The 13,732-nt window shown below is 35.3% G+C and carries 15 protein-coding genes; 1 reads left to right on the forward strand and 14 read right to left on the reverse strand.

The window, feature by feature from the left end; translation table 11 throughout:
- Window positions 1-75 precede the first annotated feature (75 nt).
- The 3 genes from ACJJVT_RS04610 to ACJJVT_RS04620 form a co-directional block, all read right to left on the reverse strand.
- Window positions 76-732, reverse strand: coding sequence for a suppressor of fused domain protein (locus tag ACJJVT_RS04610; protein WP_405396900.1), 657 nt, complete (start codon window positions 730-732; stop codon window positions 76-78).
- Window positions 733-802: 70 nt separating this feature from the next.
- Window positions 803-1,633 (reverse strand): hypothetical protein, encoded by an 831-nt coding sequence (locus ACJJVT_RS04615; RefSeq protein WP_405396902.1) that lies wholly within the window; start codon window positions 1,631-1,633, stop codon window positions 803-805.
- 69 nt (window positions 1,634-1,702) lie between these two features.
- Window positions 1,703-1,990, reverse strand: coding sequence for a hypothetical protein (locus ACJJVT_RS04620; RefSeq protein WP_405396903.1), 288 nt, complete (start codon window positions 1,988-1,990; stop codon window positions 1,703-1,705).
- A 133-nt stretch (window positions 1,991-2,123) separates the two neighbouring features.
- Between ACJJVT_RS04620 and ACJJVT_RS04625 the strand changes: the two genes are divergently transcribed.
- Window positions 2,124-3,968, forward strand: a complete 1,845-nt coding sequence (locus tag ACJJVT_RS04625; protein WP_405396904.1) for a cystathionine beta-synthase — start codon at window positions 2,124-2,126, stop codon at window positions 3,966-3,968.
- A gap of 17 nt (window positions 3,969-3,985) precedes the next feature.
- On the opposite strand, the gene ACJJVT_RS04630 is transcribed toward ACJJVT_RS04625, so the two are convergent.
- The 11 genes from ACJJVT_RS04630 to ACJJVT_RS04680 all read right to left on the reverse strand — a co-directional run bounded on the left by ACJJVT_RS04630 (window position 3,986) and on the right by ACJJVT_RS04680 (window position 13,713).
- Complete coding sequence (locus tag ACJJVT_RS04630; protein WP_282050855.1) at window positions 3,986-4,966, reverse strand: PLP-dependent cysteine synthase family protein; 981 nt, start codon at window positions 4,964-4,966, stop codon at window positions 3,986-3,988.
- 206 nt (window positions 4,967-5,172) lie between these two features.
- The gene (locus tag ACJJVT_RS04635; RefSeq protein WP_405396905.1) at window positions 5,173-5,808 is read right to left on the reverse strand and encodes a hypothetical protein; all 636 of its coding nucleotides are present in this window, start codon (window positions 5,806-5,808) and stop codon (window positions 5,173-5,175) included.
- A 102-nt stretch (window positions 5,809-5,910) separates the two neighbouring features.
- Window positions 5,911-6,720, reverse strand: coding sequence for a bifunctional hydroxymethylpyrimidine kinase/phosphomethylpyrimidine kinase (gene thiD / locus ACJJVT_RS04640; RefSeq protein ID WP_405396906.1), 810 nt, complete (start codon window positions 6,718-6,720; stop codon window positions 5,911-5,913).
- Window positions 6,708-7,361 (reverse strand): thiaminase II, encoded by a 654-nt coding sequence (tenA, locus tag ACJJVT_RS04645; RefSeq protein ID WP_405396907.1) that lies wholly within the window; start codon window positions 7,359-7,361, stop codon window positions 6,708-6,710. Before tenA ends, thiD begins: the two co-directional genes overlap by 13 nt.
- A complete protein-coding gene (gene thiE / locus ACJJVT_RS04650) occupies window positions 7,340-7,981 on the reverse strand; it encodes a thiamine phosphate synthase (RefSeq protein WP_405396908.1) in 642 nt (213 codons plus the stop codon). Before thiE ends, tenA begins: the two co-directional genes overlap by 22 nt.
- The gene (gene thiM, locus ACJJVT_RS04655; protein ID WP_405396909.1) at window positions 7,974-8,765 is read right to left on the reverse strand and encodes a hydroxyethylthiazole kinase; all 792 of its coding nucleotides are present in this window, start codon (window positions 8,763-8,765) and stop codon (window positions 7,974-7,976) included. Before thiM ends, thiE begins: the two co-directional genes overlap by 8 nt.
- Window positions 8,766-8,916: 151 nt before the next feature.
- On the reverse strand, window positions 8,917-10,023 hold the full coding sequence (locus tag ACJJVT_RS04660) for a polysaccharide lyase family 7 protein (protein WP_405396910.1): 1,107 nt from the start codon (window positions 10,021-10,023) through the stop codon (window positions 8,917-8,919).
- A 97-nt stretch (window positions 10,024-10,120) separates the two neighbouring features.
- Entirely contained in the window at window positions 10,121-11,077 is a 957-nt protein-coding gene (locus tag ACJJVT_RS04665; protein WP_405396911.1) for an NAD(P)-dependent alcohol dehydrogenase, read from the reverse strand.
- 20 nt (window positions 11,078-11,097) lie between these two features.
- Window positions 11,098-12,030, reverse strand: a complete 933-nt coding sequence (locus ACJJVT_RS04670) for a carbon-nitrogen hydrolase family protein (RefSeq protein ID WP_405396912.1) — start codon at window positions 12,028-12,030, stop codon at window positions 11,098-11,100.
- 34 nt (window positions 12,031-12,064) lie between these two features.
- Window positions 12,065-12,790 carry a siderophore-interacting protein gene (locus ACJJVT_RS04675; RefSeq protein WP_405396913.1) on the reverse strand — a complete coding sequence of 242 codons (726 nt, stop codon included), beginning with the start codon at window positions 12,788-12,790 and terminating at the stop codon, window positions 12,065-12,067.
- Between the two features lie 71 nt (window positions 12,791-12,861).
- Window positions 12,862-13,713: an SDR family oxidoreductase gene (locus ACJJVT_RS04680; RefSeq protein WP_405396914.1), complete on the reverse strand. Its 852-nt coding sequence runs from the start codon at window positions 13,711-13,713 to the stop codon at window positions 12,862-12,864.
- Window positions 13,714-13,732 lie beyond the last annotated feature (19 nt).

Consider the following 13,732-nt stretch of genomic DNA (forward strand, 5'->3'; position numbering starts at 1 on the left):
GTATTCTTTTAGTTATGCAAACAAAAGGATATAAAGGCTTCGTATTTGTATTGTTTATAGCACTTATCACATTGGTTACTCCCTCCCTAAATCTGTTATCAATAACGGATTATCTTTCCTTAACTCATTAATCAGTTTTTCGACTTCAGTAGTTTTAGGGTTTGCTTTTAACCGTTCTACTTCTTTTTCTGTAATACCTACTAGTTGCAAAAATGCAACTTCGCCGTGTGGTGTTTCTATAGTACCTAGTTCTGGGTCTATGGCAAATACAAAACCTACAATTTTTGTGTCGGTATTTAAACGAATAGGTCCGTTTGCAGGTATGAAATGATTTTCTTCAAACCATTTTCCGCTTTCAAAAACATAACGAGCTAGGTTATTCATTACTTGAATTGCCCAAATAGGTTCGTCTTTATCTTCTTTAAAAGGCTTTATTCTAAAGGTAAATTCAAATCCCCATTTACTAAACTCTTCATCTGTTTTATCTTCATTATAATACAGCTCAGACATACCATAACTTACAATATGCTTATGTGGTTCTTGATTTGTAGCCTCATAAATACTGGCGCCATCTATAGGATCAGTACCGCCAATTGAATAATGCATACCACATAGCGGACCATAATGCTTAGGCTCAGTTTTTCCATAAATTTTTTCCAATGAACTATCTATCGACAACCAACCGACAGCATCTTCTTCAGTAAAATTCTTTTTATAAGTTTCTTTATCCATTCGTTGTAATTTAAAAAAATAGTCTCACAAATGATTTTATGAGACTATTGATAATATAATTTATATCGTTTTAAATACTGTATAGCGATCCGTGTACTACTTTGTAATTGTTTACATGAAATTCATTTCGATCATTAAAAGCAATGAATGGTAGTAGTCCGTCAGAGCCTAAAGCTTTTCTAGGTAGTTTATCATTTTCTATATCTGAAAAACCAATAGTTGCAACTCTAATATCATTTGAACTAACCTTTTTATTATCGAATTCGAACGCATATGCGTCCAATAAACTTTGGTCTATTTTAATATCGAAAGTAGAATCCGGATTATCTAAATCATAATACAGTTTATTCATTTGTTCTGATAAACCTTCTGGTAATTCATCTTCTACCAAGTCTCTAAAATTATTTAGAAGCTCGCTAATTGCTTTTAAGAACAAAGGGTTGTTCTTGTATTCACCTTCTTCAACTAAAGCACATACCAGCATGCCATAGCCTACATCTTCATTCACCTCCCATAGTTGGGGTGCACATTGTACTACTGTAGACAAAATAACTTCGCCCTGTTTTACTTTTTCTAACCATTTGTCTTTACCCATTAAAGGTGCAGACAAGCTCTTCTTGAATAATTCTGAATTGATATCAATTTTTGAATACATGTATGGCTTCAGTAAATTAACGTCGGTAGGATTCGGAATTTTACTTGTTTCCATATCCACGTTTTCAAACCTAATACGGTCTAAAAGTTGATTTTTATTTTCTCCTTTTTCGAATTTTTCAAGCAATTCTTTTACATCAAAGCCTTGCCCTTCCATTTCTTTTAATTGTTCATACGTATAATCTTCCGTATCGAAACCGGTGTCAACTTTTCTCATTAGATTGATGAACATGTCTTTTAATCCCATTTTGTTTAATTTTTAGTTTTGGTTGAATAATTATTGATTATAAAGTATTGTTTGTTAATCTATTAGATGTTAAAATCCCCACATTAAATACAATAATAAAAAACCGGAGATTGTAAAAATACTTCCCATTAATCTGCTGTACCATTTTTCGCCAATGGTGTTAAACCAAGCTCTTTGCCTACTACTAGCAGGGCTAACAAGCCAGCCTAAGCCTTTATACTTATCTAATCTAAACAAGTGTGCAAGCCCAAATAGAATTATAACAACAGCAATAATTGTTTGTATAACATCTGGGTCAGAAAAGAAAGATTCTATAGATTGTAATAGGTTTATAGAACTTAAAATAAAAAGCTTCATACTTCTATTCTATTTGTTAAAACACAAAATTGTTGGGGGGAGATTATATAAACGTCATTCACATAGAAATTGTATAATTTTCAATAAAGTTTTTTTTATTACGTAATTTTGAATAGTGAAAATGAGGATAAAAATGGAGCTAAATAAAATGCTAGATTATTTAAAAAATGTATTGGAGAATATGCCTTCTGATTGGTTAAAATTAACAACCCATCGATTGGATATTTATAACGAAGAATTAGCAAAAGTTCAGTTTTTAGACCAGTTTGAAGTTTTAGCGAAGGAGCATAATTCAAGCGCAGATGCATTAGAAAATTTACCTACAGCTTATGATTACATTAGACTTGGGCATCCGTTATCTTGTATTTTAGAATGGGCAATTGGTAATTTAAACGATATAGCACCAGATCAGGTGATTAGTTTTTTATCAAAGACGACTCCTATTTTATCCATCCTTAGAACAAATTTATTAAAGAATAGAAATACGCTTATTGCTTACACGGGAGAACTAACCAGTTCTTTTGATGCCAATGTATTACGTGATATTTACGGTTATACTTTTGAATTAAAGAAAGTTGATAATATTGCAGATATAGTGGCGTTCGACGGTAGTACAGTTTTCGTATCGCATGATGATGAGATTTCTGCTTCGGACCTTAATACCAATATTGATTTTTACATAGATATATATGCCAATTTAGGTAGTGTTTTACTGATTAACGGAGAAGAGAACAATACCTATATTTCAGATATTCAGCATGTAAGAAGAAGAGAAACTGTTGCTATGACTCCGGCTAATTGTCTTAATGCGCTACAATCTTTAGTTGATCAACCTTCTACGCATATTTATAAAACAAATGTAGCTGAGAATAAGGCAAAGGTATTAGATGCTATAAGAGATGTTTCTGGAAGTAGTACAGCACCATTAGTTGCTTCTAGCGGACTATCTATTCAATATGCTATTATGATGGGATTGGTACACCATGCATTGGAAGACCACAAGGGGAAGGCGATTAAAATTGTTGTTCCTCCAAATTGTTATGGTGGCACCAACGACCAAGCTCGACGTGTTGCCGCTTGTAGCAGTGCTATTGAAATAGTCGATTTACCAGTGGATGGGGATAATGATATGGTACAAAGTATTGATAAGGTTCTTAATCAATTAGCCAAAGAAGATGCCATCCCTTTTATTATTGCAGAAATACCAACAAACCCAAGAGTTGAAGTTCCGGATGTTCATAAATTAAGAGATGTTTTAAGTGCTAAACGAAAAACGGCAAGTGGGAGTGAGGCTATAGATCCTGTTTTTATATTAGATCAAACGTTCTGCCCAAATGTTCACTTTCTAGGTGATGACGATATTCTTTCATCTGTAAGAACAATTTCATTTGCTAGTGGCTCAAAATTTCCAAGTGGCGGTAAATGCACTGCTGGCTATTGCATCGCTAATAAAATAGCGGAACCTTTAATGGATAAAATCGGCTTGCATTTAGGTCTTTGTGATAACGAAGCTACCGATTTGCAAATGGAAATATTGGCAAAGCAAATGCCATCAATGATACAGAGAATTTACGATGCTTATGTAAATACCCTTGATTTTGTAAACTTTATAAAGAAGACATTACCTGCCGCTAAAATCAATTTTGTATCTGAAGAATTAGCAAAAGAAGGATTTACGCCATCTGTTTTTTCATTAGACTTGCCCACCAAAGGCGATAGTCCTGAAGAAAGAGAAACGTATAAAAGAGAAATGAACCATAGGCTAATCAACCTAATGATTACCGAAATACCAAATGAGAGCAAATACTGTGTTAGTTACGGACAGTTAAATGGTTGTTACTGGACAATACCGGCAACTTCTACCCAAGGCACTACCAAAGAAGATGATAAGGATTATATAGCCCGTGTATCTCTTTCTCCGAATATGGATGTGGAGCTTCACAAAAAAGTATTCCTGAAGTTTGTTGAAAGTATGTAAGAACTGTTTGAAAAAGGCTATTCTATATAGCCTTTTTCACGCATCCAATCATCATTGAACATTTTACCAATATAACGACTACCGTGGTCATGAAATAATACTACGACCACATCGTCTTTTGTAAAATGTTCTTTTAATTGCAGCACTCCTTTTATGGCAGATCCGGCAGAATTACCCAAAAACATGCCTTCTTCTTTCGCTAAACGTTGCGTGTATACTGCACCGTCCTTATCGGTTACTTTGGTGAATCCGTCAATGATGCTGAAGTCCACATTTTTTGGTAAAATATCTTCACCGATACCCTCGGTTACATAAGGGTAAATTTCCTTTTCATCAAAAATGCCTGTTTCATGGTACTTTTTAAAAACACTACCATAGGTATCAATTCCCCAAATTTTAATATCCGGATTTTGTTCTTTTAAGTACTTACCTACGCCAGAGATTGTACCTCCAGTTCCTACACCAACTACAAAGTGCGTGATTTTACCATCGGTCTGTTTCCAGATTTCTGGTCCCGTGCTTTCGTAATGTGCTTTTGCATTACTCGGGTTATCATACTGATTTACGTACCAGCTATTTGGAATTTCTTTTGCTAGTCTTTTAGATACAGAATAATAAGATCTTGGGTCTTCTGGTTCTACAGCAGTTGGACAAACCACAACTTCAGCACCCACAGCACGTAAAATATCGCACTTTTCTTTGGACTGTTTATCAGCCAGAACAAAAATACATTTGTACCCTTTTATAATTGCAGCTAATGCAAGCCCCATACCAGTATTACCCGAGGTTCCTTCAATAATGGTTCCGCCAGGTTGTAGTCTTCCATCAGCTTCTGCATCTTCGATCATCTTCAACGCCATACGATCTTTAACCGAGTTACCAGGGTTAAAAGTCTCGTATTTAGCTAATACTAAACAAGGTAACTCTGCTGTAAGTTTATTCATTTTTACAAGAGGTGTGTTACCGATTGTACCAAGTATATTTTCTGCGTATTCCATAGCTGATTTTAAAGTCTCTCAAAAGTATAAAACTAGATTGGTTCTAGCAATATTGTTGCAGATACATCAATAATTGAATTGAGTTTTTCGTTATATTGAGCGGAGCGCAGCTTTATTTAGACAATTTATTAAAAATGAACAGTAAGACCCATAAGAAAAACAGAATAACTAATTCTAAATTCAATAATTTTATATGAATAAGATTTTTATTTGTTCATAGGCCATTTTAAATCTACTAACTTTTCAAACTCTTCTCTCTTTATTTCTTTTTGTCCTTCATGGAACATTTGTCTCCATAATTTAAAAGTTTCACGTGATTGTAAATCATTAATATATATTTCACACAAGATATCCTCATCAAAAAACCAATAGCTAATAGTTCCAAAAATTTCTTGATTTACTAGATCATGTAATTTAATTGCTACATGAACAAGATTATTTGCTAAATCCCAATCTATAGATGACAATGTTCGTTTTGGAAGAAGATGACCAACATGCTCATTTCTTATTTTGAGAATTTTTAGTTGAGAAAACAATTTATTCCCAGGCTTTATTTCTGAATCAAACTTTATCATTAATTTTTCATCTAAATCAGTTTGTTTTTTTAATACGGATCTTAGCTTATTAAAAGAATAGTTCTCTTTACCATGAAATAGTTGTGTTAGTTTTATTATTGAGCTATCTCTTATTGTATTATGAATAAACCATAAAGATTTTGGCTCCTGATGTACTATAAATTCTAAATATTTTGGAAAGTTTCGAAGGAAATTTATCGCAGTAATTAATTCAAGAATTAAATTAGCTTGATTATTTAAAATAATATTTATTTGACTTTTCGACATGTTGACAATCCTGTGATTTAATTAAAGTCTGGGGTAATATTTATAAGATTTTTTATCAAAAATACGTTTTGAGTTTAATTTAAATCTTCAGAAAAAGAAACCTTAAAGCCCAAAATGATTAATTGGTCCGCTACCTTGACCTAAGGTTTTGTATTGACCTGCTGCTATGGCTTTATTAACATAACTGCAGCCTTTTTTAATGGCTATCTCCATAGGTTCACCCAAACTTAAGAATGTTGCAATGCTTGATGATAAACTACAACCGGTACCGTGGGTGTTATTGGTAGCTATCCTAGGGTTAGTGATAGTTATTGTTTTACCTGTAGGGTACTCATAAAAAACATCGGTCATTTCGTTGTTGTCAATTATATGTCCGCCTTTTAAAAGTACAGAGGTTTTATAGTGTTCTGCTATTTTCTTTGCCATGGCTTCCATGTTATCGCCATTAATTTCTTCGTCAATTAATAGTTCAGCTTCTGGAATATTGGGAGTGATTAAACTTACGTGGGGTAGAAAGTTTTTTAGACATTCAATAGCATCGTCAGTAATTAATTTATGACCAGATGTAGTGACCATCACTGGGTCTAAAACAATGTTCTTTAGTTCATATTCCCCTAGTTTTTGTTGTACTATTTTAATCACTTCGCACGAATGCAACATTCCAATTTTAATGGCTCTGAATTGAATATCACTAAGTACGGACTCTAATTGCTTTTCTATATGAGAAATAGGTATGGCGTGTATATCTGAGACTCCCGTTGTATTCTGTGCCGTGGTTGCTGTAATTACTGTAGCAGCATATGCTCCGCAGGCACTAATACTTTTAATATCTGCTTGAATACCTGCACAACCACCAGAATCGCTTCCGGCTATGGACAATACACTATTGTATGGCGTCTTTATATCTTCCATGCTTCTTTATTATAGGCGCTGTCCCAAAACATCCATTCTAATTTCGATGCTTTTTCAAAAGCTGCTTCCATTTTATGTAAGACATCATCAGAAGCTTGTGCTGCGTATTTGTTTGTTATGGCTATTGCATTATTTACCGAGGTTGCAAATGCTTCGCCACCATACGTATCTATCCAATCTTGATAGGGGTTATCGGCTTTGTTCGTCTGATTCGCTTGTATGTAATCTCCAATTTCTTTGTAAATGGTAAAACAAGGCAGAACAGCTGCCAATGCTTCTTCTAATGAATGATTTGCCACTATGCCACTTAGATAACTTGTATATAGTTCGCAAGTAGGAGAGGGCTCGTGAGCCAACTGATTATCTTTTAGAAAAATTTGATGCAAGGCATTTTCTACATTGATAATTCCTGTGGCCGAATCTAGAAAAAACTGGGTATCATCGACATGCTCACATTTTACGCCAACAGTTGCTAATACCTTTTTATATTCCGCCAAATACATGGCATCTTGATTAATATAAAATTGAAAAATGTCTGTTGGTAGCGTTCCGTTCATCAGTTCTTTGATAAAGGCTTGCCCTTTTATGGCTTCCAGAATATAATCTGTATTTTCTCGTGCTAGTTTGTACCAGTCTTGCATACTATTTCTTTAAGTTCTTTTGTTGCCGCTTCAGGATGTGCTGCTTTAGAAATGGCAGAAACTACTGCTATTCCGTCTGCTCCATTTGTTATAATTTCTTGAGTGTTGTCTTTGTGAATTCCGCCAATACAGACAATTGGTTTTTTGTATAGTTCTCGTATTTCTTTAAGTCCCGAGATACCCAAAGGCTGTGCTAAATCTGTCGTCTTTGTATTCGTAGAAAAAATAGGGGAGATGCCTATATAATCTGCCGCCTGAGCATTCTGTTTTTCGGCTTGTTCTTTGCTACTAACCGATAGTCCAATAATCTTACTATTGCCCAATAATCTACGTGCAACATCATAAGGCATGTCGGTCTGACCAATATGTACCCCGTCTGCATCTATTGCAAGTGCTATATCCAAGCGGTCATTAATAATCAGGGGAATTCCGTAGGTGTTACACAAATCTTTACATCGCATTGCACGTTTATAAAATGCCAACGTATTAGAAGTTTTCTCTCGTAATTGAATGATAGTTGCCCCGCCTTTTAGAGCAGCTTCTAAGATGGCGAAAAAGGAATTGTCATCTCTAATGCCGTCATCGGTAACATACATTAAAGCGTATTCTGCTTTAGGCATTGGTCTTCACTTTTACGTCTAAAATATCTGGAGTGATTTCATACAAGCTATCATAAAAATTCATTTGAAAACTCCCTGGTCCGGAACTCTTTTCATTTGCCATATCGCCCGCAACACCCATAATTGCCATTGCCGCAGTTGCCACCAAATGTGCATTTTCTTCTACACCTAAACAGGCACCAACCATTGCAGTTGCCGTACAGCCCATACCGGTGATTTTAGCCATAAGAGGACTCCCGTTTTTAATTTTGCTAACGGTATCTCCGGTAATGATATAATCGGTTTCACCACTAATTACCACCGTGTTATTGAATTTCTTTGATAGTAGGGTAGCACCTTCAACAGCATCTTGCGTATCCATGGTACTATCGACCCCTTTTGTAGAATTCGTCAATTTTGCCAATGCCATAATTTCAGATGCATTACCACGAATTACATTAGGTGTAGCCGCTCTTAGAATCATCTGCGCAACTTCTGTTCTGTATGCAGATGCACCAACGCCGACAGGATCAAATACAAACGGAGTGTTGGTTGCTTTTGCTTGTTCTGCAGCCATAAGCATACTTTCTACCCATTTTTCGCTCAATGTGCCCATGTTTATAACTAACGATGATGAAATAGTAACAATATCTCTAACTTCTTCAATAGCATGTGCCATAACAGGCGATGCGCCAACAGCTAACAATGCATTGGCGGTATTGTTCATTACCACATAATTGGTAATGTTATGTACTAAGGGACCTTTGGTTTTTACTTGTTCTAATACTGATGCTATACTGCTCATTATAATACCTGATTATTGATGAATGATTCATTTTAAACGGAATCAACTAAGATCGCAATAATCAAAAAAATAGCATGCAAAATCATGTTACGATTGTGATAAGTTATTAACGAGAGATGTTCAAAAAAGAAGTTTTAATTAGCAAGTGTAATTAATCGTTTTTAGTAAAATACCCTTCGTTTGATACGGCTGCATCGCTAACGCTAATACTGGCAGTTTTGAACCAAACTTCTGCATAGTTACCATCTGCATATTGCTTTTGAATATCTCCGCCATGCGTTTCTGCACCTGAGCACCAATTCATGTTTACGTCTGGAGATTTTCCATTGGTTTGGTTATACGTACCTAACTTAAAGAAACAACCTTCACCAGCATAGGCTTCTTTACGCTCAACGCCATCTTGACCTATAGGAAAGAATAGTTTTTTAGTTTGCGCAGGAATATCAGCTTTTGTGGTGTATTCAGATGCTAATAAATTCTTGGTAAATGTTTTTGTTTCATGTCCGTCACTCATAAATTTCAAACTCATAATACCGTCTTTTACAACAACTTCATAACTGAATTCTTCGCCCAATGCAATACCATCTTCCGGTTCTGCAGGATACGTATCTGCCGTTTCACCAACTACAGAAAAGTCATTACCCCAAACTGCCGATGAATAGTCCCATCTGCCTGCATTATCATCACCCGCAGTATTAATTTCATAATGCCAGAATACAGAACCTTTTGTCTGACCCGGATATTTCTTGTAAAATATTTTAAGTGGCTCGTTTTCGAATGCGTCTGCACTATGAATTTGACCTACTACAACGGCATGTGTAGCTGCAACACGAGCATCGCCCGTAGCAGAAACATTCATTACTTTAAGGGTAGCGGTCAGTTTATCATCTGCCGTTTCTGGATAAAACTTTTTAATCTGCGCCAATTCTGTTCTGGTATTATTAGAAGTACCATGAGTATCGCCACCGTTTGGTGCTTTGAATACTACCCAGTCATCTTTGCCGTCATTTGTAGTATAGAAAAAATCTTTATTTTCGAAATTATTGGCAATGCCGGCGTTAGAACCATCCCCTAAAATTAATTTCCAATTATCGAAAAACGGAATTACATCACTTGCGTAAACGGTTTCATCGGACTGATTTTCTGCAGATGTATCTTTGGTTGAATCTGATGTTTTTTTAGAAGTATCCTTGCAACTAGTTAAAGAAAATCCTATTAATAAAAGAGTAGTCGCGAGGCTGATGGTTGTTTTTTTCATATCATTTTTTAATGGATGTTTAAGATATGAATTGTTTACCTGATAGAATTAGTTTTTGACGAAATACTATAACGTATTGCACGAGATTTGTTTTTATTTATAAAGTTTCATTCCAAACCATAACCACTTTACCTTGTGTTCGCATCTTCTCAATATGCGCTATAGCATCTGGAATTTCAGTGTATGGGAATGTCTTTTCTATTTGTACTTTGATTTTGCCTTCTTTTACTAGTGATGCTAATATTTCTAAATCTTGGGTATTGGCTTCAGCTGTAAATTGGGTTAAAGGGAACTTACTGAAAGCCTTTCTTAAAAGAACAGAAACCATATGACCCATAGTCGTAAAACCGACCATAACGCCTCTTTTTCCCATTCTTGTGTAGTCGGAATGTTTTAGGTTTCCGTGGGTATCAATAATTACATCATAACTACCATTATGCTCATGAACATTAACCTGATCATAAGCAATGACACTATCTGCACCAATAGATTTTACAAAATCGACATTTCTTGAGGAACAAACTGCTGTTACTTTTGCTCCATAGGCTTTTGCTATTTGTACCGCAAAATGACCCACACCGCCTGATGCACCATTGATTAAAACAGATTCTCCATTTTGTAACTTGCCATTAGTAATCAGTGCTTGGTATGCGGTTTGTGCAGCAACAGGAATACTTGCCATTATTGGGAAATCTATATGCTCTGGCATTTTTGCACAAACGCGACTCTTTATGCATACATATTCTGCAAAAGCACCACCTTCTATTGATTCTCCAAACACCTTGTCTCCTATATTAAAAGCTGTTACATTAGTGCCTACTTCTTTGACAATTCCTGAAAAATCGGTACCTAAAACTAGCTGCTTTGGTTTGAACAATCCTAAAGAGAATCTGGCTAAAAATGGTTTACCTCGTAGAATATGCGAATCTGCAGGATTAGCGGAATTCGCAATTACTTTTACCAAAATGTGATTATCCTTAACTACAGGTTTTGCAACTTCTTCTAGTTGTAGTACTTCTGGACCGCCATATATTCTTTTAATAAAAGCTTTCATCTTTTGAAGATTTTGTATGATTAAGTTAATCCTTTTTCGACCTTGATATCTGGCTGATTTACAGCATTAAATTCGAAAATATCGTTACGAGAATAATGCCCAATGACATCAAAATCTAACTTTGCATGTACTATTTCATCTAAATCTATTTCTGCAATTAAAGCTCCTGTTTCATCAAATAATGGTCCTGCAATAATTTTACCTAATGGCGAAATGATAACACTACCACCACGACATAAATTCTCAGGTTCGTTGGCAACCAAAAGTTGGTATTTTTCTGGATACATCGTCTTTGTATAATACTGATTACAGCCCAATACAAAGCATCTGCCTTCTAAAGCAATATGTTTCATGGTAGATGTCCACTCATCTCTAGAATCTGCCGTAGGTGCGATATAGATTTCTACTCCTTTTTTATACATTGCCATTCTCGCTAACGGCATATAATTTTCCCAACAAATGAGTCCGCCCAGTTTACCTATTTTGGTATTAAAACTCACCAAGGATTTCCCATCATCTTCACTCCAGATAATACGTTCGCTGCCTGTGGGTTTTATTTTTCGGTGAACGCCTAAAAATCCGTCAGTAGGGGAGATGTACAGCATAGAACAATATAGGCTTCCATTGTTGGACTGTTTTTCAGTGATACCAATAACCAAATATACCTTCTCTGTTTTAGCAAGTTTCACTAGTCTTTGCAGCTCTTGACCTTCTAGGTCTAGACTATTTTTATGATATTCTGAATAGAGTTTTCTGCCTTCATTTGTTCTACTGCCAACTACTGCTCCAAAGGAAAGCCCTCTTGGATAACCAGGAATAAAGGATTCTGGAAATACAATTAATTCGCAACCTTGCTTGGCATGGGTTTTTACAAGGTTTTCTATTTTATCGATGGTTTTTTCTATGTCAAAAAAAACGGGACTATCTTGAATAAGGCAGACTTTTAATTTCATGGGTATTGCATATATACCCTGTAATATATGGCAATTATTCCAATCCCTTTTTATCAGGATTCCAGAAAGGCTTTGTTTTTATCTGTTTGGTACTCCAATTCAATTCTTTTCTTAAGTAATTGGTCAACGCAATACAAACGCGACTATCACCAGCGATATACACCATGGTATCGCCTTTCATCTCTGGAATTATACTATTTAATTTTTGGATGATTTCTGTAGATGGATTTTCACTCATCACATGAAAATCAAAGGGATTTGACCCATCAACATCTGCAAAAAAATCGTTACTGTCTTGACTGTAAATAACACTCTTAATTTGTTTATTATCCGGTAGATTTCGATTGATGATATACAAGTGTGATAGTGCCGATAAATCACCGATCATTAGATAACTATCTGCTGTAACATCAACTAAAAACTTACCTTTTTTCCATTTAAAAAACACCGTATCATTTGGTGCACAGGTTTCTACCCATTTTGCTCCGATGCCTTGACTATGTGTTGCGATAGCGATTTCTAAAGTGTTTTTCTCTTTGTCGATATCCCAAACACTATAGCTTCTGACTTTATCTTTTAAAGAAATATCATCTTTACCAATACCGACACCTAGTCTTAAAAAGTGTCCTGGTTCAAAATCATAGTTTGCAATGCCATCACTCTTTATCCGGATTTTATATACCGAATCTGACAGTTTTGTTTTTTCTATAATGCTTCCCTTTTCAAGGACCTTTTTTATGATGGATTCAACTATTCCCATATTCTATTATTCAAAATTAAGGACAAAGTACATGGTATTTAGAACACCATATACTTTGTCTTTAAATGTAATTAGCCATTATTCTTAAACTCAGAAATCATCTCAAAAAGAGATTTTGGAGCCCTACCGGCTGCTTTCTCATAATCTGAAGGCACATTATTCGCTCCGCTTTTTATACCCTCGTAAATGCCTGCAATTACGGTACCCATAAAATCACCTAATGCAGCTTTTCTATCTGCAGCATAATTTTCAATTGTTACAGAATTATAGATTAGATTGGTACCATACACTTTATTGATGTTTTCTGCCAATTCACTTTGCGTTACAGGCTCACCAACGAGATTGTAAATATTACCATTATGCTTGTCTTCGGTGAGCATTTTAGCATATGCAAAACCTAATTCTTCTCTACTGGTATAAGTACATTTTCCTTGTCCGGCACAGTTCTCGATTCTACCTTCTTTTACATAGGTATCTATATATTCAAGATCTGGTTCTATGTAAATTCCGTTTCTGCCAATAACCCATTGTAAACCTGATGCCTGTACGTCTTTTTCTGTCTGTCTGTTGCTCTGCACAATAGGGCTGAAAGCATTTTTATCTTCATCGCCGACAATACTGGTGTACACTATTTTTTGTACTCCATTTTGCTTGGCTGCTTCTATTACATTTCTGTGTTGTTCAATACGTTTTTGAGGTTCGTCCATACCAGAAACTAAAAGAACTGCATCGACCCCTTGTAATGCTTGGTTAAAGTCTTCGCGACTGTTGTAATCACCTTTTCTAATCTCTACGCCTAAATACGTTGCCTTTTCAACGGTTCTGGCAATACCGATTACATTTTCTTTACCAATTAAACTTACTAGATGCTTAACAATAGATGCACCTAATTTTCCACTTGCTGATGTTACTGCTATTTTCATGATATATTATTTTAATGTC

Origin of the sequence: Maribacter sp. Asnod2-G09, from assembly GCF_045063795.1 — a bacterium.
GTDB lineage: Bacteria > Bacteroidota > Bacteroidia > Flavobacteriales > Flavobacteriaceae > Maribacter.

Excerpts from the sequence above, each read along its gene's own strand:
- ACJJVT_RS04610 (WP_405396900.1), bottom strand. The coding sequence starts at position 732 with ATGGATAAAGAAACTTATAAAAAGAATTTTACTGAAGAAGATGCTGTC.
- ACJJVT_RS04615 (WP_405396902.1), bottom strand. The coding sequence starts at position 1,633 with ATGGGATTAAAAGACATGTTCATCAATCTAATGAGAAAAGTTGACACC.
- ACJJVT_RS04620 (WP_405396903.1), bottom strand. The coding sequence starts at position 1,990 with ATGAAGCTTTTTATTTTAAGTTCTATAAACCTATTACAATCTATAGAA.
- ACJJVT_RS04625 (WP_405396904.1), top strand. The coding sequence starts at position 2,124 with ATGGAGCTAAATAAAATGCTAGATTATTTAAAAAATGTATTGGAGAAT.
- ACJJVT_RS04630 (WP_282050855.1), bottom strand. The coding sequence starts at position 4,966 with ATGGAATACGCAGAAAATATACTTGGTACAATCGGTAACACACCTCTT.
- ACJJVT_RS04635 (WP_405396905.1), bottom strand. The coding sequence starts at position 5,808 with ATGTCGAAAAGTCAAATAAATATTATTTTAAATAATCAAGCTAATTTA.
- thiD (WP_405396906.1), bottom strand. The coding sequence starts at position 6,720 with ATGGAAGATATAAAGACGCCATACAATAGTGTATTGTCCATAGCCGGA.
- tenA (WP_405396907.1), bottom strand. The coding sequence starts at position 7,361 with ATGCAAGACTGGTACAAACTAGCACGAGAAAATACAGATTATATTCTG.
- thiE (WP_405396908.1), bottom strand. The coding sequence starts at position 7,981 with ATGCCTAAAGCAGAATACGCTTTAATGTATGTTACCGATGACGGCATT.
- thiM (WP_405396909.1), bottom strand. The coding sequence starts at position 8,765 with ATGAGCAGTATAGCATCAGTATTAGAACAAGTAAAAACCAAAGGTCCC.
- ACJJVT_RS04660 (WP_405396910.1), bottom strand. The coding sequence starts at position 10,023 with ATGAAAAAAACAACCATCAGCCTCGCGACTACTCTTTTATTAATAGGA.
- ACJJVT_RS04665 (WP_405396911.1), bottom strand. The coding sequence starts at position 11,077 with ATGAAAGCTTTTATTAAAAGAATATATGGCGGTCCAGAAGTACTACAA.
- ACJJVT_RS04670 (WP_405396912.1), bottom strand. The coding sequence starts at position 12,030 with ATGAAATTAAAAGTCTGCCTTATTCAAGATAGTCCCGTTTTTTTTGAC.
- ACJJVT_RS04675 (WP_405396913.1), bottom strand. The coding sequence starts at position 12,790 with ATGGGAATAGTTGAATCCATCATAAAAAAGGTCCTTGAAAAGGGAAGC.
- ACJJVT_RS04680 (WP_405396914.1), bottom strand. The coding sequence starts at position 13,713 with ATGAAAATAGCAGTAACATCAGCAAGTGGAAAATTAGGTGCATCTATT.